Here is a 23,574-nt window from a genome sequence, read left to right on the forward strand (position 1 = left end):
CGACTTGTTCGCGAGCGGTCAGGTTTCAGTAGTGAAAACGATGAACACTCCTGCTCCCGGGTGGTGGGAGGGAGAGCGGTGTGGCCGGTGCGACAGGAGTCCATGACCGGTTCGACGAAGGTTCATCGTTTTGACTCAAACTTCGCCGCCCGGCGGCCGGCAACCGATCAGTCGGTCGCCCCGCCGGCCGCCCGCGACGAGTCCGACCGCCCCTGTGAAGCGTCCGCCGTCACCCGGTGCACGAACGACGCGGTGAGGAAGGACACCACCACGCAGACGATCACCAACGGCAGCGAATTCGCCGCCTGATCACCCAGCAGCGCCGCCGCCAGCACCGTGCTCGTCACCGGCAACCGGGTCACCGCCGCAGTGCTCGCCGCCAACCCCGCCGCCAGGCCCGCCGCCACCCCCAGCCCCGGCAACCCGCCCACCGCCACCCCGAGCGCCGCGCCCAGCAGCACCGCCGGAAAGATCGGCCCACCCCGCAGCGACCCCAGCGCCACCCCCCAGCCCAACCCCTTGAACACCACCAGCGCCAGCAGCGCCCCCACCGACCACGCCTGCGGATCCGCCGCCAACTGCCCCAGCGTCGCCTGCCCCGACAGCGCCGCCTCCTCCGGCGACCGGCCCGTCGTCACCGCGTACCCCGTCACACACAGACCCACCAGCACCGCACAGATCACCGTCCGCACCGCCGTGCGCTGCGCCGTGAACGCCGCGAACCGCTGGCCCAGCGTCTGCCCCGCGACCATCAGCACCGCGACCACCATCGCCAGCGGCACCCCCCACAGGAAATCCGCCGCATCCGGCAGCGACGCCTTCGGCACCTCCGGCAGCCGCAGCGCCCCGATCGTCAGCCCCGTCCAGTGCCCGAATCCGGTGAACATCAGCGCGCCGACCCCCGACGACAGCAGACACGGCAACAGCAGCAGCGTCAGCTGCGGCCCGCCCAGACCCGCCGCCTCGATCATCAGCACCGCCGCCACCAGCGGACTCCCGAAGATCGTCGAGATCGCCGCGGTCGAGCCGGCCGCACCCAGCATCGGCATCAGCAACGGACTCGCCTCCGGCCGCGCCCGGCCCACCGCCAGCAGCGCCAGGCCACTGCCCAGCGCCATCAGCGGCGCCTCCGGACCGAGCACCGCACCCAGCGGCAGCGCCGCCAGCGCCGCCAGCACCACCGAGGGCACCTCCACCGGCAGCGTCGGCGGTCCGCCCAGCCCGTGCACCGGCACGTGCCCGCCCCGCCCCGGCATCCGGGTCACGATCGGCGCCAGCAACAGACCCGCCAACGCCAAGGCCGGCAACGGCCACCACCACGGCGCCCGCCCGTACCCCAACGCCACCGGCGCCGACTCCCACACCCAGTGCTGCAACTCGTGCTCCAGGCTCACGAACCCGAACGCCGCCAGCGAGACCGGCACACCCACCAGCGCGGACACCAGCAGCAACCGCAGGTAACCGGGACTGCGGAGCAACTCACGGATCCCGGGCGTCGCCTGCTCTGCCATCTGCGCTCCCCTGCCTCACCCGCACACACCTCCTCCGACCGTCCTGCCGCCCGCCACCCCCGGCCATCCGGGCGCGCCGAACGGGCGAGCGGCGCTCGCGCGGGCCCACCGCACCGGTCGTACCGTGGACAAAAGGGGGCAGCCACCCGGGGGGACCGACCCGAGGAGAACCCGATGCCCGGCTCCATGACCATCGGCCACACCGACGCACTCGTGATGCTCAGCCACACCGACGCCGAACGGCTCGCCGGTGTCCTCTCCGGCCTTTCCCGCCTCGCCGCGACCGGCCAACTCCCCGCCCCCGCGACCGCCGCCCTCTCCGGCGGCGACCCCCCGGACCGCGCCGAACTCGCCACCTGGTGCCACAACCTGGCGGACTACCTCCGCGACCACCTCTGACCCGACGCCCACGGTGCGACAGCAGGTGGGCACGAACCCGGGGGCGCCGGGGGTGCTCCCGGGCGAAGCCGAAGGCTGTGGTACTCCCGCGCCCTGGTTTCGCACCCGCCGTTTCCTGAAGCCGGTAGGTTGGCGGCATGGAGCTGTCGTGGGTGACCGTTGCCACGCCCTTGCCGAGTGGGGCGATGAAGTTCGGGGTGACGGCGGACGGTGTGGCGGCGGTGACGTACGCGGGGGAGGTGTTCGCGGGGCGGCCGGTGGGGGTGCCGGAGTGCGGGGATCCGCGCAAGCGGGCGCTGGTGGAGGCCCGGGTGGGGGAGTACTTCGCGGGGCGGCGGCGGGAGTTGGAGCTGCCGATCGACTGGCGGTTCGCCAGCGGGCCCCAACTGGCGGTGCTCCGTTGCCTGTTGACCGAGGTGGCCTACGGCCGCACCATCACGTACGGCGAACTCGCCACCCGTAGCGGGGTGTTCGAAGAACTGTCCGAGCCGGGGATCCCGGCCCGGACGGTCGGGCAGATGATGGGGGCCAACCCGCTGCCGCTGCTGGTGCCGTGCCATCGGGTGGTGGCGGCCGACGGGCTGGGCGGTTTCGGTGGGGCGTGGCACGGGGTGGAGGTGAAGCGGTGGCTGCTCACCCTGGAGGGCGTGCTGCCCCCGACCCTGGACTGGTCGGGGCCGGCGGACTGATCCGTACGGCGCGGGCTATCGCAGCAGCGCCCCGTCGATCCGCTCCAGCGCGGGAGCCGCGGCCTGGCGCGGCAGGACCGCCTTAATGCCCGACACCAAGGTGTAGTCACCGAGCGCGAGTTCGTCCACAGCAGGCAGCAACGGCCGTGAACCCAGCGCGAGTTCAAGGGCCGCTGAAGGCAAGTTGAGCCCGCAGAGCCGGAGTTGGTGCAGCCCGCCGGACGGCCGGGTGTTGATGTCGAGGATCACCGGCCGGCCGCCCGCCTCGTGCCGGAACTGGACGTTGGACAGGTGCCCGACGCCGAACTGCTCGACCAGCCGGCGGGCCGGCTCCAGGTAGCGGGGCTCGGCGGTGAAGCTGCGCCGGCGGCCCTGCTTGGTGCGGCCGACGGCGGCCAGCAGCTGCCCGTCCTGGTCGGCGAGGCAGTCCACCGACACCTCGGGGCCATTCAGGTAGGGCATCACCAGCAGGTCGGCGGGCGCGGTGGAGGACCTCAACGCGGCGAGTACCTGGTCGAGTTGGACCCGGGCATCGACGTACCCGGCGAGCCGGTGGAGGCCGAAGGGTTCGCGGGTGAGGATCCTGAAGCCCTCGCCGCCGGCACCGCTCGCGGGCTTCAGGCAGGCAGGGGCGCCGGTGGCCTCGATCTCCTCGACGGCGAGCAGCAGTTGGGCCGCGGTGTCGGCGTGCCGCCACAGCGGGGTGGGCAGTCCGGCGGCGTCGAGGGCGCGATAGCCCTCCGCCTTGCTGGCGAACAGGGCGATGGCGGGCGCGGGCGGGCAGATCAGCGCGGTGCCGAGCGCCTCGAATTCGCGGCGGCGCAGCGATATCGCCAACTGGTGCAGCCGGGGCAGGAATACGTCCACCTGGTGACGGGCGCAGAATTCCAGCGCGAATTCCACATAACTCTCGGCGGAGAGCCGGTCCGGTTCCAGCAGCCCGAGGTCGGCGGCGGCAAGCACCGGCGAGTCGGGGTCGATGTGGGTGGCCAGGACGTGCACCGGGCGCGGCGCGGACCGCAGCAGCTCGATGAAGAAGACGTTCTCGGCGTAGGTGCGGTTCAGCCAGACGCGGGCGGGCGCGGTCACGGAAGGTCTCCCCGGAGGAGGGCGTGGCAATGGGAGGTCACCGACCGGTCCGCCTGCGCTGTGGCGGCGGTCACCACGCGGTGTGGGGCCACCTTAGCGCTGTTCCGGAGCGATTCGAACAACGGGGCGGTGAGCTGTGCGGACGTCTCGAAATCCGCTGTCCGGAGGGGTAGTTCGGGGCGCGCGGAAGGGCGCCGGGAGGCTCGCGCGGATCGAACGATGATCGATCCAGTGCGCTGGTCGCACCATTCGGCTCGCACACCTGATTCACTCGCACGAGTGATTGCCGCGCGACCTGACCGACCGTCAGCATGGTTGCCGCAAACCGCCGTCGATGCGATCACGAGGCCCCTCGGACATGACGACCGAAACCACCGCCGAAATCACCCAGTCGAGGCCGCAGAGCAGCCTCTCGGTGGCGGCCGCGAAGAACCTCGCGTCGACCACCAAGTCGGCCCCGCAGATGCAGGAGATCAGCAACCGCTGGCTGCTGCGCGCCCTGCCCTGGGTGGAGGTCTCCGGCGGCACCTACCGGGTGAACCGGCGGCTGTCGTACGCGGTGGGCCGGGGCCGGGTGAGCTTCGTGCAGACCGGCCGGCAGGTGTCCGTCGTCCCGCCCACGCTCCGCGAGGTGCCGGTGCTGCGCGGCTTCGAGGATGACGGGCTGCTCACCGAGCTGGCCGGCCGGTTCGTCCAACGGGACTTCGCGGCAGGGGAGTTGCTGATCGAGCAGGGCCGCGAGATCGACGAGGTGTACCTGGTCGCGCACGGCAAGGTCGACAAGATCGGCACCGGCCGGTACGGCGACGCCACCGTGCTCGGCACCTTCGCCGACGGCGACCACATCGGCGACGAGGCGCTCACCGTCGCCGACCGCCGCTGGCCCTACAGCGTCAAGGCGGCCACCGCCGGAACGGTCATGGTGCTGTCCTGGCCGGCCTTCCAGGAACTCGCGGACCGTTCCCAGGCGCTGCGCGACCACATCCTCGCCCACGTCGCGGACTCCCGGCTCCCGCAGAACCGCAAGGGCGAGGCGGAGATCGGCATGTCGGCCGGCCACGAGGGCGAGTACGACCTGCCCACCGCCTTCGTGGACTACGAACTCGCGCCCCGCGAGTACGAGTTGAGCGTCGCCCAGACGGTGCTGCGGGTGCACAGCCGGGTCGCCGACCTCTACAACAAGCCGATGGACCAGACCGAGCACCAGCTGCGGCTGACCATCGAGGCGCTGCGCGAACGCCAGGAGCACGAGCTGGTCAACAACCCGGAGTTCGGCCTGCTGACCAACGCCGAGTACAGCCAGCGGATCCAGACCCACTCCGGCCCGCCCACCCCCGACGACATGGACGAGCTGCTCTGCCGCCGCCGCAGCACCAAGTTCTACCTCGCCCACCCGAAGGCGATCGCCGCCTTCGGCCGCGAGTGCAACCGCCGCGGCCTGTACCCGGAGACGGTGCAGGTGGACGGCAGGACGGTGCCCACCTGGCGCGGCGTCCCGATCTTCACCTGCAACAAGATCCCGGTGGTGAACGGCTCCACCTCGATCCTGGCGATGCGCGTCGGGGACGACAACCAAGGCGTGGTCGGCCTCCGCCCCGGCAAGCTGCCCGACGAGGTCGAGCCCGGGCTGAACGTCCGCTTCATGGGGATCGACGAGAAGGCGGTCATCTCCTACCTGGTCAGCGCCTACTACTCGGCCGCGATCCTCGTCCCGGACGCCATCGGCGTGCTGGAGAACGTGGACGTCGCCAACTGGCACGACTGACCGGCCCGACCGACCGCGCGGCGGGCCCGCCGTTCCGGGCCGGCCCGCCGACCGCGCCGGCACTCGGCCGCCGCGGAGATCCGCCGCGCCCCGCACCCGGGGCGGGCCCAGGGGGAGGACTCACCATGGCCATCACCGTGTCCGAACGCGGACAGCACAGCGAGGACACCCTGCTCGTCGCGGACGCCTCGGCCACCGCCGAGGCGCTCGCCCTGCTCGGCCGGGCCCGCACCGCGGTGGACCCGGCCCTGCGCGACGCCGTGGACACCCTCCCGGACTCGATGCGGCAGATCGCCGGCTACCACTTCGGCTGGCTGGAGTCCGACGGCACCCCGAGCGCGGCCGGCGCCGGCAAGGCGATCCGTCCCGCCCTGGTGCTCGCCGCCACCCAGGCCGTCGGCGGCCGCCCGCAGGACGCCGTCCGGGCCGCCGCCGCCGTCGAACTCGTGCACAACTTCACCCTGCTGCACGACGACGTCCTCGACCGCGACCACACCCGCCGCCACCGCCCCACCGCCTGGCGGGTGTTCGGCACCACCGGCGCGATCCTGGCCGGCGACGCCATGCACTCGCTCGCCCTGCGGGTCCTCGCCGAGGACTCCCACCCCGCCGCCGCGGCCGCCGTCCGGCGCCTCGCCGACTGCGTGGTCGAACTCTGCGCCGGACAGCAGGCCGACTGCTCCTTCGAACAGCGCTCCGACGTCACCCTCGCCGAATGCCTCGCCATGGCCGAGAGCAAGACCGGCGCCCTGCTCGGCTGCGCGTGCGCACTCGGCGCCCTGTACGCGGGCGCGGACGCCGCCACCGCCGACGCGATGGACGCCTTCGGCCGCGAGATCGGCCTCGCCTTCCAGCTGATCGACGACCTGATCGGCATCTGGGGCGACCCCGCGGTCACCGGCAAGCCCGTCGGCGCGGACCTCGCCGCCCGCAAGAAGTCCCTGCCGGTCGTCCACGCGCTCTCCTCCGGCACCACGGCCGGCGCCGAACTCGCCGCGCTCTACGCCTCCGGCCGCCCCCTCAGCCCCACCGAACTCGAGGCCGCCGCCACCGCCGTCGACCACGCGGGCGGCCGCGCCTGGGCCCAGGGCGAGAGCTGCGAACGGATGGCCACAGCCATCAGCCACCTCGCCGCGGCCATCCCGGACCCGACCGCCACCGACGAACTCCTCGCCCTGGCAGAACTGGTGACCCGCCGCAGCTACTAGGGCCTGTCCGGCCGATCTTGTCGGATCAGCGCGCGGGGTCGGGCGCCCGGCTGGGCGTGCCGCCGGAACGTCCTCGTACTGGGTGTACTTGGATGTTTCGGCGGTGCGTCCGTGGGGGCACCTCCCAGCCCGCCAGGGCTGGGGGAGGGATGATCCGGCGTCGCGCGCCCGGCAAGATCGGCCGGACAGGCCCTAGCAGGCGGGTGCGAAGACAGGGGCGCGTGGGGGTACCTCCCGGCCCGCCAGGGCTGGGGGGAGAACTGCGCGAAGCGGTAGGCACTCAACCGCGAGATCGCGACGCAGGACAATGACTTGCACGTGATCGCGACCCAGCCGGCGTGCACTCCTTGCCGCCCGCAAGTCCCCGCGCCCCCGGATGTTCATCCTCCCAACAGCGCCTCTTCCTTCGCCGGGTCGATCCCCAACGGCGTGTCCAGCTGCCGGTAGGCCACCTCCGCGCGCCCGCCGCCCTCCAGCCAGGCCCACGTGTCGCGAACCGTCTCCGCGAGCGGCCGGATCCGCAGCCCCGCCGCCATCGCCGTCGCCGGGTCCGCCTGCCAGGTGCCGTGCCAGCCGTCGGTCACGGGGGCCCAGAGCGGGAGCTCCACCCAGGGCGCGACCTCCGCGGCGAGCAGGGTGTCGTCGGCCGTCCAGACGAACTCCGCGTCCGATCCGGTCGCGGCGCGGCACGCCTCCAGGAACTCCCCCGTCGTCGCCGACCCGATCGGCGAGGTGGTCACGTACCGCCCCGTCGCCCCCGTCTCGGCGAGGTCGAGGCCGAACGCGGCGAAGTCCCGGGCGTCGATCAGGCTGAGCGGGTTCTCGGGGGCGCCGGGGGCGAGGACGCGGCCGCCGCGGGCGATCCGGTCGAGCCACCAGGGCAGGCGGCCGATCGGCTCGTGGGGGCCGATCAGCAGGCCGCAGTTGAGAATCGTCGCGGGGCCGAAGTTGTCGAGCAGGGCGCGTTCGCAGCCGGCCTTGAGGGCGTTGGCGAACGGCTGGTCCGGTCCGACGTCGCCGGCGCATTCGAGGGTGGGGGAGCCGGCGTCCACCGGGAGGGCGGGCCAGTCGGCGAAGGCGTGGATGGAGGAGACGAAGCCGTAGTGGCCAGCCCGGTCGCGGAGCAGCCGGGCGGTGGTGGCGACGTCGTGCGGCTGCTGGCCGGAGGTGTCGATCACCGCGTCCCACTGTCGGCCGTCCACCAGCCGGTGCAGGTCGTCGAGCGAGGTGCGGTCGCCGTGGACGGCCTCGACGCCGGGCAGGTCGGTGCGGCTGACACCGCGGTTGAAGGTGGTGACGCGGTGGCCGCGGGCGAGTGCCTCGGCGGCGTAGGCGCGGCCGAGGAACTTGGAACCGCCGAGCAGAAGGATGTCCATGGGAAGAGCGTGTCCGCTCCGACGGCCGGTCATCCGCACTCTTAGCTGCAGGCAGAGGAGAAAGCGTCGGAGGGTCGGGGCGCAGGTCGGGCGGCGGCCGCATAGCATCCCCGGTGTACCGGTATGTCTGAATGATCCCTTTTGCGGAAGATGGGTGGACGGCATGGGCGGCCCGGCCAGGCTGGATCCGGCGGCGGTCCGGCGGACGGCGGCGCAGGCGTGGATCCGGGGCTACCCGATGCTGGCGAACTACGCGACGCTGCACCCGCAGGCGATCGACGAGGCGGACCCCCGGTACATCGGGGGTTTCGGAGTGTTCCGGCACCACTCGCGTCCGTTCACCCCCGCCGACACGGACGTGGTGACGCCGAACAACGACACGCCGTACTCCTGGGCGTGGCTCGACCTGCGGGCCGAGCCGTGGGTACTGGAGGTGCCCGCCACCGACCGGTACCACGTGCTGCCGGTGCACGACCTGGACACCGTGTACGCGGGCTTCATCGGCACCCGGACCACCGGCAACGGCGGCGGCCGCCACCTGATCTCCGGCCCCGGCCACCGGGCCGATCCGCCGGCCGGCTTCGACGGGGTGGTGCGGACGGACACCAACCTGGTGGGCATCGTCGCCCGGACGTACCTGGCCGGGCCCGCCGACGTGCCGGCGCTGCAACGGGTGCAGGCCGGGTACCGGCTGATGCCGCTCAGCGAGCACCTGGGCACCCCGCGGCCGGTGGCGGCCGAGCCGGTGTGGCCGGTGTGGCGCGGCGAGGAGGTGCTCGGAACGCTGGAGTTCTTCACCGTCCTGGACTTCCTGCTGGGCTTCGTCCCGGTCCTGCCCGCCGAAGCCGAACTGCGCGAGCAGCTGGCCGAACTCGGCGTGGGCTCCGGCGACTTCGAGCCCGCCGCGCTGTCCGCCGAGGTCCGGTCGGCGATGCTGGCGGGCGTGGCGGACGGCCGCGGGCAACTGGCCGCGGCGGCCCGGGGCGCGGCCGACGGCAGCTCCCTGTTCGGCACCCGGGAGCAGCTCGGCACCCGGTACCTGGACCGCGCGTGCGGCGCGCTCACCGGCCTGTACGGACTGCCCACCGAGGAGGCCTGGTACGGCGGTTGGGAGTCCGAGGCGGGCGGCCGGCTGCCGACCGTGCTGCGCTTCGGGCCCGGGCAGCTCCCGCCGGCCAAGTACTTCTGGTCGGCGACCATGTACCGCTTCCCGGAACGGCAGTTGGCGCCCAACGAGATCGACCGGTACTCGATCGGCGACCGCACCCCCGGCCTGGTGTACGGCCCCGACGGCTCGCTGACGCTGTACCTCCAGCACGAACGCCCCACGGACCCGGCCGAGTTGGCGAACTGGCTGCCCGCCCCGGCCGGCCCGTACCAGGTCGTGGTGCGCGCGTACGGGCCCGAGCCCGCGTTGCTGAACGGCAGTTGGCAGCTGCCGACCCCCACTCCCCGCTGAACCCGCCGAGCAGAAAAGGACGTTCGCCATGGTTGACGCCACGCCCGAGATGCTGGCCGCCGAGGCCTTCGTGTACGGCTACCCGCTGGTCGCCGACCTGACCATGGTGGACACCATCCACCGGCGGGGCATGGGCCCGGTCCCCCCGACCGCCTGGAACACCTTCGGGCACGGCACCGAACTGGCCACTCCCGACTCGCACTTCGTGTCGATCAACAACGACACGGTGTACTCGGTGGCCCTGCTCGACCTGTCCGGCGGCCCGCTGTTGCTGCACGTCCCGGACTCCGCCGGGGCCTACTACGTGCTGCAGTTCATCGACGCCTGGACCAACAACTTCGCCTACCTGGGCCGCCGTTCGTCCGGCACTGCCGAGCAGACCTGGCTGATCACCCCGCCGCACTGGCGGGGCACCCCGCCCGAGGGCGTGCCGGTGATCACCGCGCCGACCACCGTGGCGGCGATCGCGGCCCGCCACGCCTGCGCCGGCCCGGAGGACCTGCCCCGAGTGCGGGCGCTGCAAAGGGAGTTGACGCTCACCCCGGTCGAAACGGGACGGGAACTCGCCGGACTGCCCGAGCCGGCCACCGGCGTACCCGAGGAACTGGGCTTCCTGGAACGGCTGCGGGTGTGGACGGCGGCGTTCCCGCCCGCCCCCGCCGACGTCGAGTTCCAGCACCGCTTCGCCCCGATCGGCCTGCTCGACCGGGGCCGCTCCCCGTACCTGGACGGCCCCGCCGAGTGGACGCAGTCGCTCGCCAAGGGCCTGGCCGCGGGCCGCGAACGAGTCGAGGCCGCGAGCATCGGCACCGTCGAGCCCACCGGCGAATGGACCGTCAACCTGCACCTGTTCGACTACAACCTCGACCACCTCGGCCCCGGCACCCGCGACGAACCGCAGTGGAAGGTCGCCGACCGCCGGGCCACCTACCTCACCCGCGCCGTCGCCGCCCGCACCGCGCTGTGGGGCAACCACGCCTACGAGGCCGCCTACGCCACCACCTACCACGACGCCGACGGCCACCCGCTGGACGGCGCCCGCTCGTACACGCTGCGCTTCGAACAGCCGCCGCCGGTGAGCGCGTTCTGGTCGGTGACGATGTACGACACCCCCGAGTACCTGCTGGTCCCCAACGACATCGACCGGTACTCGATCGGCGACCGCACCCCCGGCCTGGTGTACGCCCCCGACGGCTCGCTGACCCTCTACCTCCAGCACCGGCAGCCCACCGACGCCGCCGAGTTCGCCAACTGGCTGCCCACCCCGTCCTCCGGCTTCCGCCCGATGGTGCGGATGTACCAGCCGCAGGACGCGGTCCTCGACGGCAGCTACCGCCTCCCGGCGATCCGTCCGCGCTGACGCAAGTCTTTTGGGGCCGGGAGACGGCAGCGGATGCGAACCCGGGGCGCGGGGAACTGCGCGAAGCGGAAGGCACCCCCCAGCCAGATCGCGACGCAGGACAATGACCTGCACGTGATCGCGACCTTACGGACGGGTCTTGCGCTTGTCGCGCAGTTCTCCCCCAGCCCCGCCGGGCCGGGGGGTACCCCCGCGCGCCCCGTCAGGACGGCGACGCGGTGGGCGTCGCCGACGGACTCGGGCTCCCCGTGGAGGACGGCGTGGCGTCGGGCGTCGGTGTCGGCGTGGGTGTCGGCGTGGGTGTGGGTGTCGGCGTCGGCGTCCCGGGTGTGGGCATCCCACGAGTCTCGGTGCCGCCGCCTTCGAGGGTGACCACGGCGGTGGACGGCGGCAGTGCCAGGTGCGCCGTCCACCGGGACTGCGGGGCGCGGGCCCCGTCCACCGTCACGGTGACGGTGATCCGCTGGCCCGGTGCGAGGATGCCGTCGTCCCGGCTGAGCCGCAGCCAGTCCACGTCCAGCACGGCATGCCAGGCCAGCGCGGTGTCGCCGGAGTTGGTCAGGGTGAGCACCGTGCGGCTGCCGTACTCGCGGGCCTCGACGGTCAACTGCTCCCGGGCGGCGGACGGCGCGGCCGGGTCGGCGGTCGGTGCCGGGCCGGACAACCGGGACCCGCCGTGCCCGGGCGCCGCCAACGCCGGACCTTGAACCGGCGGCAGGGACGTTTCTGCGGCCACCGCGCCCGCCAGTTGCAGGGAGCTCACCGCCGGCGGCAGCGCCACGGCCGGCTGTGCCTCCTGGCGGTCCGCAGGCGCGTCCACCCGCACCGAGGACACGGCCGTTGCCCGGTCGTCCGGGCCGCCGCCCTGGTGCGCGCTCCACAGCGCCACCACCGGCGCGGCCAGCACCGCCGCCAGCACGCCCGTGGTCACCACCCGCTGGCGCACCGCCGAGCTGCGCTGCGGTACCACCACCCGGTGCCGGGGGAAGCCGCGCCGGTCGAACTGCGGCTCGCCGCCGGCCAGGCCCTGCGCGGCCCGCCGACCGGCCGCCGCGCCGGACAGGAACGCGGTGCCGCCGGTCGGCGGGGCAGGGCGCAGCCGGGCCGGCGCCGTCAGCAGCGGCAGGCCCGGCAGCCCGGCCAGGCCATGCCCGAGTTGGCCCGCCACCCGCTCGGCGGTGCCCCGGCAGGTCGGGCAGTCCACCAGGTGCAGCACCAGCTCCCGGCGCAGCGCCGCGCCGAGCACCCAGCCCCGCCAGGACTCCGCGCCGACCCCGCCGAGTTGCGCCAGCTGCGGGCAGCAGCCCACGCCGAGCACCAGCAGCGCCGTCCTGGTCCGGCCGACCTCGGCGCCCGCGGCGTCCAGCAACGCGGTGGCGGCCTCGGGGGTGATGCCGAGCACCGCCGCGACCTCCCCGGTCTCCAGCCGGTGCCGGACCGCCAGTTCCAGTGCCTCGCGCTGCTCCGGGTCGGTGCCGGCCGCCTCCGGCCAGGCCAGCGAGGCGAGTTCGCGGCGCCGCTCGCGGAGCACGCCCGGTTCGGACGGCGCCTCCGCCGCGGGGGTGCCGGTGCCGTTCAGCCGGATCAGGCAGCGGTGCCGGGCCAGCGCGTACAGCCAGGCGCGCAGCAGCGCCGGTTCGGTGAGCCGCTCGCCGTGGCGACGGGCCAGGTCACGGACCTCCCGCACGGCCGCGGTGGCGGCGTCGTGGTCGCAGAGCACGGACAGGCAGTAGGTGAACAGCCCGTCGACGCAGGCGCCGTACGCCCGCAGGGCCGGGGACGGATCGACGGGGTGGAACTGGCCGGTGGTCACGTCATCGACCGTAGGCAGCCCAAACCCTCCGCCCGGTGGGTTTGGGCCGCTTGTCCTTCTTTCGGGTAACACCACCGCTCTCGTGTTCGCCCGGTTGACGCCGGCCGTTGACACCGCAGGTTGACGCCGCCCGCCGCCCGCCGCCCGCCGCCCGCCGCCCGCCGAACGCCGCCACCCACCGCCGCCCGCCGGACGCCGCCGCCCGCCGGGCACGGGCGGGTGCTGTCGGTGCGAGGCGCTACCGTGGCGCGCATGGCTGCCCGTACCAAGACCTCCGCCAAGCCGCGCCCGGCGTACCGCTGCACCGAGTGCGGCCACCAGCTACCCAAGTGGGTCGGCCGCTGCCCCGAGTGCAACGCGTGGGGGACGGTCGAGGAGTACGGCGCGGTGCCGATCCGCACCACGGCGGCGGGCCCGGTCTCCGCGCCGGCCAAGCCGATCGCGCAGGTCGACGGCCAGGTGGCCACCGCCCGCTCCACCGGCGTGCCGGAGCTGGACCGGGTGCTCGGCGGCGGCCTGGTGCCGGGCGCCGTGGTGCTGCTGGCGGGCGAGCCGGGCGTCGGCAAGTCCACCCTGCTGCTGGACGTCGCGGCAAAGGCCGCCACCGACCGGCACCGCACCCTGTACGTCACCGGTGAGGAGTCCGCCGGGCAGGTCCGGCTGCGCGCCGACCGGATCAACGCGCTCTCCGAGCACCTGTACCTGGCCGCCGAGCAGGATCTCGGCGCGGTGCTCGGCCACATCGAGGCGGTCAACCCGGGCCTGCTGATCCTGGACTCGGTGCAGACCATCGCCTCCGCCGAACTCGACGGCGCCCCCGGCGGCCCCGCGCAGGTCCGCGAGGTGGCGGGCGCGCTGATCCGGGCGTCCAAGGAACGCGGCATGGCGACCCTGCTGGTCGGCCACGTCACCAAGGACGGCCAGATCGCCGGCCCCCGCCTGCTGGAGCACCTGGTGGACGTGGTGCTGTCCTTCGAGGGAGACCGGCACGCCCGGCTGCGGCTGATCCGCGGCGTGAAGAACCGCTACGGGGCGACCGACGAGGTCGGCTGCTTCGAGCTGCACGACGAGGGCATCGTGGGCCTCGCCGACCCGTCCGGCCTGTTCCTGACGCGCCGTGACAAGCCGGTGGCCGGCACCTGCCTGACCGTCACCCTGGAGGGCAAGCGGCCGCTGGTGGCCGAGGTGCAGGCGCTGATGGTCGACTCGCAGATCCCCTCGCCGCGGCGCACCACCTCGGGCCTGGAATCGCCGCGGATCGCGATGATCCTGGCGGTGGTGGAGCGGCACGGCGGCGTGAAACTCGGCAAGCAGGACATCTACACCGCCACTGTCGGCGGCGTGAAGCTCACCGAGCCGTCGGCGGACCTGGCGATCGCCCTCGCGGTGGCGTCCTCCTCGACCGACACGCCGCTGCCGAACAACCTGGTGGCGATCGGCGAGGTCGGCCTGGCCGGCGAGGTGCGCCGGGTGACGGGCGTTCAGCGCCGGCTCGCCGAGGCGCACCGGCTCGGGTTCACGCACGCCCTGGTGCCGCCGGACCCGGGCAAGGTGCCGCCGGGCATGAAGGTGGTGGAGGTCTCCGACATCGGCGAGGCGCTGCGCGCGATCCCCGGCCGCCGCCCCCGTTCGAAGCCCCGTCAGGACGCCGCGCCGCAGGGCGTCCCGGCCGGCCGGGCCCCCGCCCGGGAGCGCGCCGCCGCGCCGGTTCCGGCGTACCCGGACGAGCTGATGGCGGGCTGGGAGCCGCTCGACTCGGACGAACTGGCCTGACCCTCGTCCCGCCGCTGCCGCACGCAGTTAGACTGCACCTGCTAATTGCCGTCAAGTGCAGTAATAACAGACAGACCGTCGGGCATCGTGGCCACACGGTCCGGGTCGGCCCAAGGAGTCACGTGGCAGCCATCGACCGGGCGGACAAGTCCCCCCGCGAGGAGGCCCTGCTGCGGGCTTCCCTGAGTGCGGTCGCGCCGGGCACGGCGCTGCGGGACGGGTTGGAGCGGGTGCTCCGGGCCAACACCGGAGGCCTGATCGTCCTCGGCTTCGACAAGAGCGTCGACGCGCTGTGCACCGGCGGTTTCGTGCTGGACGTCGAGTTCACCGCCACCCGGCTGCGCGAGCTGTGCAAGCTGGACGGCGCGGTGATCCTCGACAAGGACATCACCAAGATCCTGCGGGCCGGCGTGCACCTGATGCCGGACGCCAACATCCCCACCGACGAGACCGGCACCCGCCACCGCACCGCCGAGCGGGTCAACCGGCAGACCGGCTTCCCGGTGGTCGCGGTCTCGCACTCGATGCGGCTGATCGCCATGTACGTGAACGGCACCCGCCGGGTGCTGGAGGACTCCACCACCGTGCTGTCCCGCGCCAACCAGGCGCTGGCCACCCTGGAGCGCTACAAGCTGCGCCTCGACGAGGTGGCCGGCACGCTCTCCGCGCTGGAGATCGAGGACCTGGTCACCGTCCGGGACGTCTCGGCCGTGGTGCAGCGCCTGGAGATGGTCCGGCTGATCGCCGGCGAGATCGCCGGCTACGTGCTGGAACTCGGTACCGACGGCCGCCTGCTGTCGCTCCAGCTGGACGAGCTGATCGCCGGCGTCGAGCCGGAGCGCGAACTCGTGGTCCGCGACTACTTCCCGGACCGGGCCGCCAAGAAGGGCCGTACCGTCGCCGAGGTGCTGGACGACCTGGAGGCGCTCACCCACGCCGAGCTGCTGGACCTGCAGACCGTCGCCAAGGCGCTCGGCTACACCGGTACCCCCGAGTCGCTGGACTCCGCGGTCTCCCCGCGCGGCTACCGGCTGCTCGCCAAGGTGCCGCGGCTGCCGAACACCGTGATCGAGCGGCTGGTCGACCACTTCGGGGGCCTGCAGAAGCTGCTGGCCGCGTCCATCGACGACCTGCAGACCGTGGAGGGCGTCGGCGAGACCCGGGCCCGCTCGGTGCGCGAGGGGCTGTCCCGGCTCGCCGAGTCCTCCATCCTGGAACGCTACGTCTGAGCAGTCGTCAGTCCTTGGCGGGCAGGACGGCGTACATCAGCGCGAACAGGGTCACCTCGACCGCGTCGGGCTCGGCCGAGTCGTCCTCCGCGAACACCTCGTCCAGCAGCTCGTCCAGCCGGGAGCGCAGCCTGCGCAGCCGTTCCGGGGTGAGCCGGACGTTGGTGTGCGCGAACTTGTTCGGCAGCGGGTTGCCCTGGGCCGCCGGGGTCAGGTCGATCCGGCCGGCCAGGAAGTTGCGCCGGAAGTCGGCCCGCACCAGGTCCATCGTCGCCAGCACGGTGCCCAGCGCCTCCGGCGGCTGCTCGCCCTCCGCGAGGACCTGCGGCGACAGCCGCAGTGACTGCTGCGCGGAGCGGTAGCGGCTCTCCACGATCCCGGACACCAGCCGGGTCTCCGCGACGTGCACCAGCCCGGTCTGCTCCAGCTGTTTGATGTGCCGGTAGAGCTTGGTCGGCGCCTCGTCCAGCTCGGCCGCGATCTCCTTCACCGACATCGGCTGCGGGTCCCGCTTCATCAGCGCACTGAGCACGGCCAGGCGCAGCGGGTCGGCCAGGGCCTTCAACGTCGCGACGTCGGTGACCTCGCGTTCCTTCATCTGATCAACCACGTTCACATTCAGCCACAGCGTTGGCCCTTGTGCAATCATTCGCGCCCGTGCAACCATTCACGCAGACGTGAATGGTTGCGCGATACGTGAACGGGGTGGAGTGATGACGGTGACCGAAAGCCCGACCAAGGCCGTGTCCGAGGCGGTGCCGCTGCGCCGCAACCGGCGGTTCCAGACGCTGTGGGCCGGCTCCGCGGCCGCGATGCTCGGCACCTGCGTCGCCGACACCGCGTACCCGCTGCTGCTGCTCGCCATGACCGGATCGCCCACCCTCGCCGGGGCGTTCGGTGCCGTCCAGTTCGGCGCGTCCGTGCTGTTCGGCCTGCACGGCGGCGCGGTCGCCGACCGGCACGACAAACGGCGGGTGCTGATCCTCGCCGACACCGTCCGGCTGGTCACCGCGCTCAGCGTGGCCGTCGCGCTGTTCACCCACCGGCTGACCGTCCCGCACACCCTGCTGGCCGCCGCCGCCATCGGCGCCACCATGGCCTACGGCGGCCCCGCCCGGATGCTCGCCCTGCGCGCCGTCGTCCCGCCCGAGCAGCTGCGCCAGGCGCTGTCCCAGGACGAACTGCGGGTCAACGGCGCGGCACTGGCCGGACCGCCACTGGCGGGCTTCCTGCTCGGCCTCGGCCGGGCCGTCCCCTTCCTCGCCACCGTGCTGGCCTCCGCGGCCGCGCTCGGCGCGTCGGTGGCCGTCCGCTTCGACCCCGAGCCGGGCGAGGGGCAGGCGGCGAGCGGCGGGAAGGAGAAGGGCGCGGTGTTCGCCGGGCTGCGGTACCTGTTCGCCGACCCGACGCTGCGTGCCACCGTGCTGGTCACCGTCGCGCTCAACCTGGCCGGCTCCGCGATGCTGCTGGCCGTCATGGTGCTGCTGCGCGACCACGGCACCTCCGAGGCCGGCACCGGCCTCGCCCTCACCGGCGAAGCCGTCGGTGGCCTGCTCGGCGCCCCGCTGGTCACCCGCCTGCACCGCACCCTCGCCCCCGGCGTGCTGCTGCTCGCCGTCGCCTGGACGGCCGCGCTGCTGTTCCTCGTCCCCGCCCTGGCCGGCGGCCCGGTGGTGGTGTTCGCCGCGCTCGCCGTGATGTCGCTGGGCGTGCCCGCCCTGCGCGTCATGCTCGACGTGCTGGTCTTCCAGCAGGTCCCCGAGGCGATGCGCGGCCGCGCGGTGGCCGCCACCATGACCCTGCTGATGGCCGGCCTGCCCGTCGGCACCATGACCGCGGGCCTGCTGCTCGACCGCCTCCCCGCCACCACCGTGCTGCCGCTGCTCGCCGCCCTGCTCGCCGGTGGCCTGCTCCCGCTCACCCTCGGCCGCTCGCTGCGCGGCACGAGCTGGCCGAAGGCGTGAGCTGCGGCTCCGGATCAGTACCCGGCGGTGAAGCGCCGCTGCACGTGACGGGGCAGTTCGGCCTCGTCGACCAGGACGATCGCGGCGTCCTCGGCGGAGATCCGGCTCTTGCCGTCGGCGTCCACGACGGGCTGGTCGCCGCCGAGGCGGAAGCGGCCGGTGCGCTCGCCGGGGCCGATCTGCTCGGCCGGGCTGAAGTACGTCCACAGTCGGTTGGAGGTGCGCAGCACGTCGAGCGCGTCCCGGTGGCCGCGGACGGCGGCGGCGTACTCGCGGGGCAGGCCGAGCTCGTCGAGCAGGGAGTGCAGCAGCTCGTCGTGGTCGGCACGCACCACGCCCGGCTCCTGTTCCAGGCTGCCCGCCCCGCCGATCACGATCAGCCGGACCCGCGGGCGCGAATCCAGCGCGGTGAGCAGCGAGCGGGCGGCCCGCGCGTAGACGCCCGGGTCGGCGATCGAGCGCCGGACGGTGTCGTGGAAGTCGAGCGAGGCGTTCCCGGGCTGGAAGCCGCTGATCAGCACGTCCAGCCCGGGCGGCAGCGCGGCGGCGACGCTCTCCGGGTCCAGGACGTCGATGCTCGCCCAGTCGAGGTTCTCCCGCCGGTCGGTGATCGCGGACGCGTCCCGGCTGAACGCCGTGACCCGGTGCCCGCGTCCGAGGGCTTCGGTGACGATCCGGCTGCCGATGGTGCCGGTGGCTCCGATGACGCCGATGTGCATGGTTCTCCCCTGATCTCATGCCTGCGGGCAGCCGAGCGCTGCACGCCGTGCAGTGACTATACGGCGTGCAGTTTCTGCACGGCAATCAGAGCGGTGACGCTGTAGATTCGACCCGTGGCAGCCACCCCCAGCACCGGACGGCGCGAACGACTGCGCGCCGAGACCACCGCCGAGATCAAGCGCACCGCCCTGGAGCTGATGCGCTCCGGCGGCCCCGACGCGATCACCCTGCGGGCGATCGCCCGCGAGATGGGCATGACCGCGAACGCCATCTACGGCTACTTCGCGACCCGCGACGACCTGGTCACCGTCCTGATCGCCGACGTCTACACCGCGCTGGCCGACGCCGTGGACGCCGCCTGGGCCGACTCCGCGGCCGACACCCCGGCAGCGCGGATCCAGGCCTGGGCGGGCGCGTTCCGAGCCTGGGCGCTGGCCAACCCCGAGGGCTTCCGGCTGGTCTACGGCGACCCCGTCCCCGGCTACCGGGCCCCCGAGGGCGGCGCCGCACCGGACGCCGCCCGCCGGGTCTGCGTCGGCATCGCGGCGCTCGCCGACGCCGCCTGGGCGCACGCCGAACCCGCGCACGGCGGCGCGGACTTCGACTGGGACGACTTCGACACCGGCCTGCTCGACAAGGTCCGCCCGGCCTTCCCCGCGCTGCCCCCGGCCGGCGTGGCCCTGGCCCTGCGGATCTGGGGCCACCTGCACGGCCTGGTCGCGCTGGAGGTCTACGGGCACCTGGGCGCGCAGACGACCTCGCCGGAGAAGCTGTTCCGGGTCGAACTCGCCCAGCTGGTCAGGTCCTTGGGCCTGTCCGGCTGAGCCGTCAGCCCTCCAGGCGGACCGCCGTCAGCCCTCCAGGCGGACCGAGGTGCGGGCCGACAGCGGGCCGCCGGCCGGGCCGGTCAGGTCGGCCTGGACCAGGTAGTTGCCGGGCTGGGCCGGCGTCGGGTCGGCGCTGGCGCACTGCGGCTTGGAGCGGCCGCGGTCCCAGCCGAAGGTCTCGGTGACACCGCTGTTGCCGGCGATCTGCGCCCAGGCGTCGACCTTCTCCGGGACGCAGTCGGCGGACGACCAGATCCGCTCATTGGTGCTGGAGGTGATGGTGAGCGCCGAGTTCTCGCGCGAGAGGTTGACCCGGCAGCCGGAGCCCGAGGAGTTGCGAATGGTCAGGGCGAGGCGCGGCTTGTCCTTGGCGGCGAAGGAGTTCTGCGCGGGGGCCAGCTCCAGCGACAGCTGAGAGGTGGCACAGACCGGGAGGGCCATCACCTCGGGCGTGTTGACGGCCGGCGAGGGGCCGGGCGAGGCGGCGCGCCCGCCGCTGCCGCCGGAGCCGTTCGAACCGCTGCCACCGCCGTTGCCCGTACCACCGCCGTTACCGGAACCGCCGTTACTGCCCGAGCCGCCGCTGCCGCCGCCCGTCACGTTCAGCTCGCCGGCCGCGCCGCCGCCCGAGCCGCCGCCGTTGCCGCCGGGGCGGGTGGTGATGGCGGAGCCGCTGGGGGAGGCGCCGGGGGTGATGGACTGGGCGGGCGCGGGCTGCGCACCGGTGGCTTCGGAGGCCTTCTTCTGCTTCTCGCCGTCCCCGCCGGTGCCGAACGCGAGCCAGCCGACCAGCAGCAGAACGACGGCGAGGACAGCGAGGACCACGACGCGGCGCCGCCAGTAGATCGAGGCGGGCAGCGGTCCGACGGGCTGGCGCAGAGAAGGCACGGGCAAACTCTACGAGACCTTGTGCGTCTGTTGACGCATCAACACCGCAGCAGAGGCACTTCTTTCACATGATCCGCCATTTGCTCCGGTCGGGGGACTCGACACGACGGTGCGCCGCCCTATAGTCGCCCTCATGGCCTCCCCGCACGACTCCGCTCCCGGCACCGCGACCCTCGACCCCGCGCAGCTGATCGCCGAGGCGCGCAGGGCCTTCTTCACCATGTTCGGCTTCCTCTGCCTGATCTGGATCGTGCAGGTGGCGAACTGGGCGATGGACGAGCAGATCGCCCTGCAGCACGGCATCCGCTCGCACCAGCTGGACAGCTTGCCGAACCTGCTGACCGCGCCGTTCCTGCACCTGAACTGGCAGCACCTGGAAGGCAATTCGGGCCCGCTGTTCGTGTTCGGCTTCCTCGCCGCCTACCGCGGGGTGCGCAAGTTCCTCGCCCTGACGGCGCTGCTGGTGGTGACCAGCGGTATGGCGGTCTGGCTGTTCGAGCGGGACGACGTGGTGACCGTCGGCGCCAGCGGAGTGATCTTCGGGTACTTCGGCTACGTGGTGCTGCGCGGCCTGTTCGACCGCAACCTGATCGACACGCTGATCGGCCTGGTGATGGGCGCGTCCTTCGCGTACCTGCTGACCACGGCGATCCCGGGCACCCCCGGGGTGTCCTGGCTCGGGCACCTGGGCGGCCTGGTCGGCGGTCTGGCCGGCGCCTGGATATTCCGGGCGCGGGAGCCGAAGCGGACGGCGGCTCCCGCCGCAGGCGCCGTACCGGCCGTCGGTCCGGCCTCCGTTCCGGCCGCCGGCCCCTCCACCGCTCCCGCCGGTTCGCGGGCCGACCTGCTGAAGGAGCTGGACGACCTGGGGCTTTAAGCCCGCGCGGCACCTCGTGGCAGGATCGAGGGGCCATGGTTGCCACTGCTTCGACTCTCGCCCCCGCCGCCGTACAGGCGCTGCACTCCACCGTCATCGGCTGGTACGAGGCCCACGCCCGCGATCTGCCCTGGCGGACCCCGGACGCCTCGCCCTGGGCGGTGATGGTCAGCGAGTTCATGCTCCAGCAGACGCCCGTGAAGCGGGTGCTGCCCGCATACGCGGCCTGGCTGGAGCGCTGGCCCACCCCCGCCGACCTGGCCGCGGACGCGCCCGGCGAGGCGGTCCGGATGTGGGGCCGGCTCGGCTACCCGCGCCGTGCGCTGCGGCTGCACGCGGCGGCCACCGCGATCACCGAGCAGCACGACGGCGTGGTGCCGGACGACCACGCGGCGCTGCTGGCCCTGCCCGGGGTGGGCGAGTACACGGCGGCCGCGGTCGCCTCGTTCGCGTTCCGGCAGCGCCACGCGGTGCTGGACACCAACGTGCGCCGGGTGTTCGCCCGCGCCGTCACCGGCGTCGAGTACCCGGCGAACGCCACCACCGCCGCCGAGCGCCGCACCGCGCACGAGCTGCTGCCGGCCGGTGACGAGCGGGCCGCGACCTGGGCGGTCGCGGTGATGGAGCTGGGCGCCCTGGTGTGTACGGCGCGCGGCCCCGAGTGCGGAGGCTGCCCGCTGCTGGCCGAGTGCGCCTGGCAGCGGGCCGACTGCCCGCCGTACCGGGGCCCGGCCCGGCGCGGCCAGACCTACGAGGGCACCGACCGGCAGGTGCGCGGCAAGCTGCTGGCGGTGCTGCGGGACGCCCACGGCCTGGTCACCCAGGGCCAGCTGGACGTGGTGTGGCCGGACGCGATCCAGCGCGCCCGGGCCCTGGACGGCCTGGTCGCCGACGGCCTGGTGGAGCCGGTCGGCCCCGGCACCTACCGGCTGCCCCAGTAGACGCGAAACGGCCCGGGACCAGTCGGTCCCGGGCCGTCCCTCAGGCCTCGCGGGCCGTCACATCGCGCCTTCCAGCGCGGCCTCGGCCTTCGCCTCGGCGGCGTCCGCGCCACCGCGCAGCTTGACCTCGCGGAGGAACAGCGCGGCGACGACGGCGACCAGGCTGATCACCGCGCCCCACAGGAAGACGGTGTGCATGCCGTTGGAGATGCCGTGCTGGTAGGCGTTCAGCACGTCGGGCGGCAGCTTGCTCAGGGTGGCCGGGTTCATCGCCGACATGCCCTCGCCGCCGCCGGCCTGCTGCATGTGCTGCAGGACCTCCGGCGGGAGCTTCGCGACGCTCTTGTTGACCTGGTTGATGTACAGGGTGCCGAACAGGGCCACACCGAAGGAGCCGCCGATGGTGCGGAACAGCGTGGCGGAGGACGAGGCGACGCCCATGTCCTTCATCTCCACGCTGTTCTGCGCGACCAGCATGGTGACCTGCATCAGGAAGCCCATGCCGGCGCCGAGCACCACCATGTAGCAGGACGAGGCGAAGCTGGAGGTGTCCACGGACAGGGTGGACAGCAGCAGCGAGCCGCCGCCCATCACCACGGTGCCGATGATCGGGTAGATCCGGTACTTCCCGGTCTTGGTGATGGCCTGGCCGACCACCAGCGAGATCACCAGCATGCCGAACATCATCGGCATCAGCAGCAGGCCGGAGTTGGTCGCCGAGGCGCCCTGGACGATCTGCTGGTAGGTGGGCAGGAAGGTGACCGCGCCGAACATCGCGAAACCGACGATGAAGCCGATGATCGAGACCATGGTGAAGTTGCGGTTGCGGAACAGCCCCAGCGGGATGATCGGCTCGGCGACCCGCTGCTCGACGTAGCAGAAGCCGATCAGCGAGGCGACGGACAGCGCGCCCAGGCCGAGGATCTGCTTGGAGCTCCAGGCATACTCGTGGCCGCCCCAAGTGGTGATCAGCACCATCGAGACGATGCCGATGGTGAGCAGCGCCGCGCCGAGATAGTCGATCTTGGCGTTGGAGCGGATCTTGGGCAGCTTCAGCACCACGACGATGAAGATCAGCGCGATCGCGCCCAGCGGAAGGTTGACGTAGAACGTCCAGCGCCAGTTCAGGTGGTCGGTGATGAAGCCGCCGATCAGCGGGCCGCCGATGGTGGCCAGCGCCATGACGGCGGCGAACATGCCCTGGTACTTGCCGCGGTCACGGGGAAGCACCAGCGCACCCATGATCGACATCACGCCGACCATCAGACCGCCGGCGCCCAGGCCCTGGACGGCGCGGAAGGCGATCAGCTGGGTCATGCTCTGCGACATGCCGGACAGCGCCGAGCCGAGCAGGAAGATCGCGATCGAGACCAGGAACGAGCCCTTGCGGCCGTACAGGTCGCCGACCTTGCCCCAGATCGGGGTGGAGGCGGCGGTCGCCAGGGTGTACGCCGTGACCACCCAGGACATGTGCTCGGCGCCGTTCAGCTCGCCGACGATGGTGGGCATCGCGGTGCCGACGATCAGGTTGTCGAGCATGGCGAGCAGCATGGTGATCACCAGGCCGATCATCACCAGGCGCACCTCGCGGTGCGGCCGCTGCTCGAATCCGTCGTCCTTCCCGAGGACGACGATCGGCTCCTCCGGAGCCGCCTCGGACTGCTGGGTTGTCATGGTGCGTCTCTC

At 73.1% G+C, this 23,574-nt stretch carries 20 protein-coding genes; 12 read left to right on the forward strand and 8 right to left on the reverse strand.

Translation table 11 applies throughout. From position 1 onward, the window contains the following. Positions 1 to 167: 167 nt before the first annotated feature. On the reverse strand, positions 168 to 1,511 hold the full coding sequence (locus tag ACFV18_RS18015; protein WP_380484223.1) for a chloride channel protein: 1,344 nt from the start codon (positions 1,509 to 1,511) through the stop codon (positions 168 to 170). A 174-nt stretch (positions 1,512 to 1,685) separates the two neighbouring features. Here ACFV18_RS18015 and ACFV18_RS18020 point away from each other — a divergent pair, with 174 nt between their 5' ends. Both ACFV18_RS18020 and ACFV18_RS18025 read left to right on the forward strand, forming a co-directional pair. Continuing rightward, positions 1,686 to 1,910 (forward strand): hypothetical protein, encoded by a 225-nt coding sequence (locus ACFV18_RS18020; protein WP_380484225.1) that lies wholly within the window; start codon positions 1,686 to 1,688, stop codon positions 1,908 to 1,910. A 152-nt stretch (positions 1,911 to 2,062) separates the two neighbouring features. Further along, positions 2,063 to 2,599, forward strand: coding sequence for a methylated-DNA--[protein]-cysteine S-methyltransferase (locus tag ACFV18_RS18025; RefSeq protein WP_380484227.1), 537 nt, complete (start codon positions 2,063 to 2,065; stop codon positions 2,597 to 2,599). A 15-nt stretch (positions 2,600 to 2,614) separates the two neighbouring features. Here the strand turns inward: ACFV18_RS18025 and ACFV18_RS18030 are convergent, their stop codons facing one another. Next, complete coding sequence (locus tag ACFV18_RS18030; protein WP_380484229.1) at positions 2,615 to 3,688, reverse strand: ATP-grasp domain-containing protein; 1,074 nt, start codon at positions 3,686 to 3,688, stop codon at positions 2,615 to 2,617. A gap of 358 nt (positions 3,689 to 4,046) precedes the next feature. Here ACFV18_RS18030 and ACFV18_RS18035 point away from each other — a divergent pair, with 358 nt between their 5' ends. Together ACFV18_RS18035 and ACFV18_RS18040 are read left to right on the forward strand one after the other, a co-directional pair. Further along, on the forward strand, positions 4,047 to 5,453 hold the full coding sequence (locus tag ACFV18_RS18035) for a family 2B encapsulin nanocompartment shell protein (RefSeq protein WP_380484231.1): 1,407 nt from the start codon (positions 4,047 to 4,049) through the stop codon (positions 5,451 to 5,453). 125 nt (positions 5,454 to 5,578) lie between these two features. Next, on the forward strand, positions 5,579 to 6,661 hold the full coding sequence (locus ACFV18_RS18040; protein ID WP_380484233.1) for a family 2 encapsulin nanocompartment cargo protein polyprenyl transferase: 1,083 nt from the start codon (positions 5,579 to 5,581) through the stop codon (positions 6,659 to 6,661). Between the two features lie 380 nt (positions 6,662 to 7,041). Here ACFV18_RS18040 and ACFV18_RS18045 read toward each other — a convergent pair whose 3' ends face one another. Then, positions 7,042 to 8,037, reverse strand: coding sequence for an NAD-dependent epimerase/dehydratase family protein (locus tag ACFV18_RS18045; RefSeq protein ID WP_380484235.1), 996 nt, complete (start codon positions 8,035 to 8,037; stop codon positions 7,042 to 7,044). Positions 8,038 to 8,200: 163 nt separating this feature from the next. On the opposite strand from ACFV18_RS18045, the gene ACFV18_RS18050 reads away from it, so the two are divergent. Together ACFV18_RS18050 and ACFV18_RS18055 are read left to right on the forward strand one after the other, a co-directional pair. Continuing rightward, positions 8,201 to 9,496, forward strand: coding sequence for a DUF1254 domain-containing protein (locus ACFV18_RS18050; RefSeq protein WP_380484487.1), 1,296 nt, complete (start codon positions 8,201 to 8,203; stop codon positions 9,494 to 9,496). A gap of 28 nt (positions 9,497 to 9,524) precedes the next feature. After that, the gene (locus ACFV18_RS18055) at positions 9,525 to 10,856 is read left to right on the forward strand and encodes a DUF1254 domain-containing protein (protein WP_380484237.1); all 1,332 of its coding nucleotides are present in this window, start codon (positions 9,525 to 9,527) and stop codon (positions 10,854 to 10,856) included. A gap of 202 nt (positions 10,857 to 11,058) precedes the next feature. Here the strand turns inward: ACFV18_RS18055 and ACFV18_RS18060 are convergent, their stop codons facing one another. Further along, on the reverse strand, positions 11,059 to 12,669 hold the full coding sequence (locus ACFV18_RS18060) for a hypothetical protein (protein ID WP_380484240.1): 1,611 nt from the start codon (positions 12,667 to 12,669) through the stop codon (positions 11,059 to 11,061). 252 nt (positions 12,670 to 12,921) lie between these two features. On the opposite strand from ACFV18_RS18060, the gene radA reads away from it, so the two are divergent. Both radA and disA read left to right on the forward strand, forming a co-directional pair. Continuing rightward, complete coding sequence (radA, locus tag ACFV18_RS18065) at positions 12,922 to 14,442, forward strand: DNA repair protein RadA (protein WP_380484242.1); 1,521 nt, start codon at positions 12,922 to 12,924, stop codon at positions 14,440 to 14,442. Between the two features lie 122 nt (positions 14,443 to 14,564). After that, positions 14,565 to 15,671, forward strand: coding sequence for a DNA integrity scanning diadenylate cyclase DisA (gene disA, locus ACFV18_RS18070; RefSeq protein ID WP_380484244.1), 1,107 nt, complete (start codon positions 14,565 to 14,567; stop codon positions 15,669 to 15,671). A 7-nt stretch (positions 15,672 to 15,678) separates the two neighbouring features. On the opposite strand, the gene ACFV18_RS18075 is transcribed toward disA, so the two are convergent. After that, positions 15,679 to 16,281, reverse strand: coding sequence for an ArsR/SmtB family transcription factor (locus ACFV18_RS18075; protein WP_380484246.1), 603 nt, complete (start codon positions 16,279 to 16,281; stop codon positions 15,679 to 15,681). Between the two features lie 103 nt (positions 16,282 to 16,384). Here ACFV18_RS18075 and ACFV18_RS18080 point away from each other — a divergent pair, with 103 nt between their 5' ends. Further along, a complete protein-coding gene (locus ACFV18_RS18080) occupies positions 16,385 to 17,635 on the forward strand; it encodes an MFS transporter (RefSeq protein ID WP_380484248.1) in 1,251 nt (416 codons plus the stop codon). A gap of 14 nt (positions 17,636 to 17,649) precedes the next feature. Here ACFV18_RS18080 and ACFV18_RS18085 read toward each other — a convergent pair whose 3' ends face one another. Further along, entirely contained in the window at positions 17,650 to 18,354 is a 705-nt protein-coding gene (locus ACFV18_RS18085; protein ID WP_380484251.1) for an NAD(P)-dependent oxidoreductase, read from the reverse strand. Between the two features lie 114 nt (positions 18,355 to 18,468). On the opposite strand from ACFV18_RS18085, the gene ACFV18_RS18090 reads away from it, so the two are divergent. Beyond that, positions 18,469 to 19,179, forward strand: a complete 711-nt coding sequence (locus ACFV18_RS18090) for a TetR/AcrR family transcriptional regulator (RefSeq protein ID WP_380484253.1) — start codon at positions 18,469 to 18,471, stop codon at positions 19,177 to 19,179. A gap of 27 nt (positions 19,180 to 19,206) precedes the next feature. Here ACFV18_RS18090 and ACFV18_RS18095 read toward each other — a convergent pair whose 3' ends face one another. After that, positions 19,207 to 20,070, reverse strand: coding sequence for a hypothetical protein (locus ACFV18_RS18095; RefSeq protein WP_380484255.1), 864 nt, complete (start codon positions 20,068 to 20,070; stop codon positions 19,207 to 19,209). 133 nt (positions 20,071 to 20,203) lie between these two features. Here ACFV18_RS18095 and ACFV18_RS18100 point away from each other — a divergent pair, with 133 nt between their 5' ends. Together ACFV18_RS18100 and ACFV18_RS18105 are read left to right on the forward strand one after the other, a co-directional pair. Then, a complete protein-coding gene (locus tag ACFV18_RS18100; RefSeq protein ID WP_380484257.1) occupies positions 20,204 to 20,947 on the forward strand; it encodes a rhomboid family intramembrane serine protease in 744 nt (247 codons plus the stop codon). A gap of 35 nt (positions 20,948 to 20,982) precedes the next feature. After that, the gene (locus ACFV18_RS18105; protein ID WP_380484259.1) at positions 20,983 to 21,888 is read left to right on the forward strand and encodes an A/G-specific adenine glycosylase; all 906 of its coding nucleotides are present in this window, start codon (positions 20,983 to 20,985) and stop codon (positions 21,886 to 21,888) included. 57 nt (positions 21,889 to 21,945) lie between these two features. Here the strand turns inward: ACFV18_RS18105 and ACFV18_RS18110 are convergent, their stop codons facing one another. Then, complete coding sequence (locus tag ACFV18_RS18110) at positions 21,946 to 23,562, reverse strand: MDR family MFS transporter (RefSeq protein ID WP_380484261.1); 1,617 nt, start codon at positions 23,560 to 23,562, stop codon at positions 21,946 to 21,948. Between the last annotated feature and the right edge of the window lie 12 nt (positions 23,563 to 23,574).

It is taken from the genome of Kitasatospora sp. NPDC059673, from assembly GCF_042734215.1.
Lineage (GTDB): Bacteria > Actinomycetota > Actinomycetes > Streptomycetales > Streptomycetaceae > Kitasatospora.

Coding starts and splice junctions, on each gene's coding strand:
- ACFV18_RS18085 (WP_380484251.1), bottom strand. CDS start 18,354: ATGCACATCGGCGTCATCGGAGCCACCGGCACCATCGGCAGCCGGATC.
- ACFV18_RS18105 (WP_380484259.1), top strand. CDS start 20,983: ATGGTTGCCACTGCTTCGACTCTCGCCCCCGCCGCCGTACAGGCGCTG.
- ACFV18_RS18055 (WP_380484237.1), top strand. CDS start 9,525: ATGGTTGACGCCACGCCCGAGATGCTGGCCGCCGAGGCCTTCGTGTAC.
- ACFV18_RS18045 (WP_380484235.1), bottom strand. CDS start 8,037: ATGGACATCCTTCTGCTCGGCGGTTCCAAGTTCCTCGGCCGCGCCTAC.
- ACFV18_RS18015 (WP_380484223.1), bottom strand. CDS start 1,511: ATGGCAGAGCAGGCGACGCCCGGGATCCGTGAGTTGCTCCGCAGTCCC.
- ACFV18_RS18080 (WP_380484248.1), top strand. CDS start 16,385: ATGACGGTGACCGAAAGCCCGACCAAGGCCGTGTCCGAGGCGGTGCCG.
- ACFV18_RS18040 (WP_380484233.1), top strand. CDS start 5,579: ATGGCCATCACCGTGTCCGAACGCGGACAGCACAGCGAGGACACCCTG.
- ACFV18_RS18100 (WP_380484257.1), top strand. CDS start 20,204: ATGGCCTCCCCGCACGACTCCGCTCCCGGCACCGCGACCCTCGACCCC.
- ACFV18_RS18020 (WP_380484225.1), top strand. CDS start 1,686: ATGCCCGGCTCCATGACCATCGGCCACACCGACGCACTCGTGATGCTC.
- radA (WP_380484242.1), top strand. CDS start 12,922: ATGGCTGCCCGTACCAAGACCTCCGCCAAGCCGCGCCCGGCGTACCGC.
- ACFV18_RS18050 (WP_380484487.1), top strand. CDS start 8,201: ATGGGCGGCCCGGCCAGGCTGGATCCGGCGGCGGTCCGGCGGACGGCG.
- ACFV18_RS18110 (WP_380484261.1), bottom strand. CDS start 23,562: ATGACAACCCAGCAGTCCGAGGCGGCTCCGGAGGAGCCGATCGTCGTC.
- ACFV18_RS18035 (WP_380484231.1), top strand. CDS start 4,047: ATGACGACCGAAACCACCGCCGAAATCACCCAGTCGAGGCCGCAGAGC.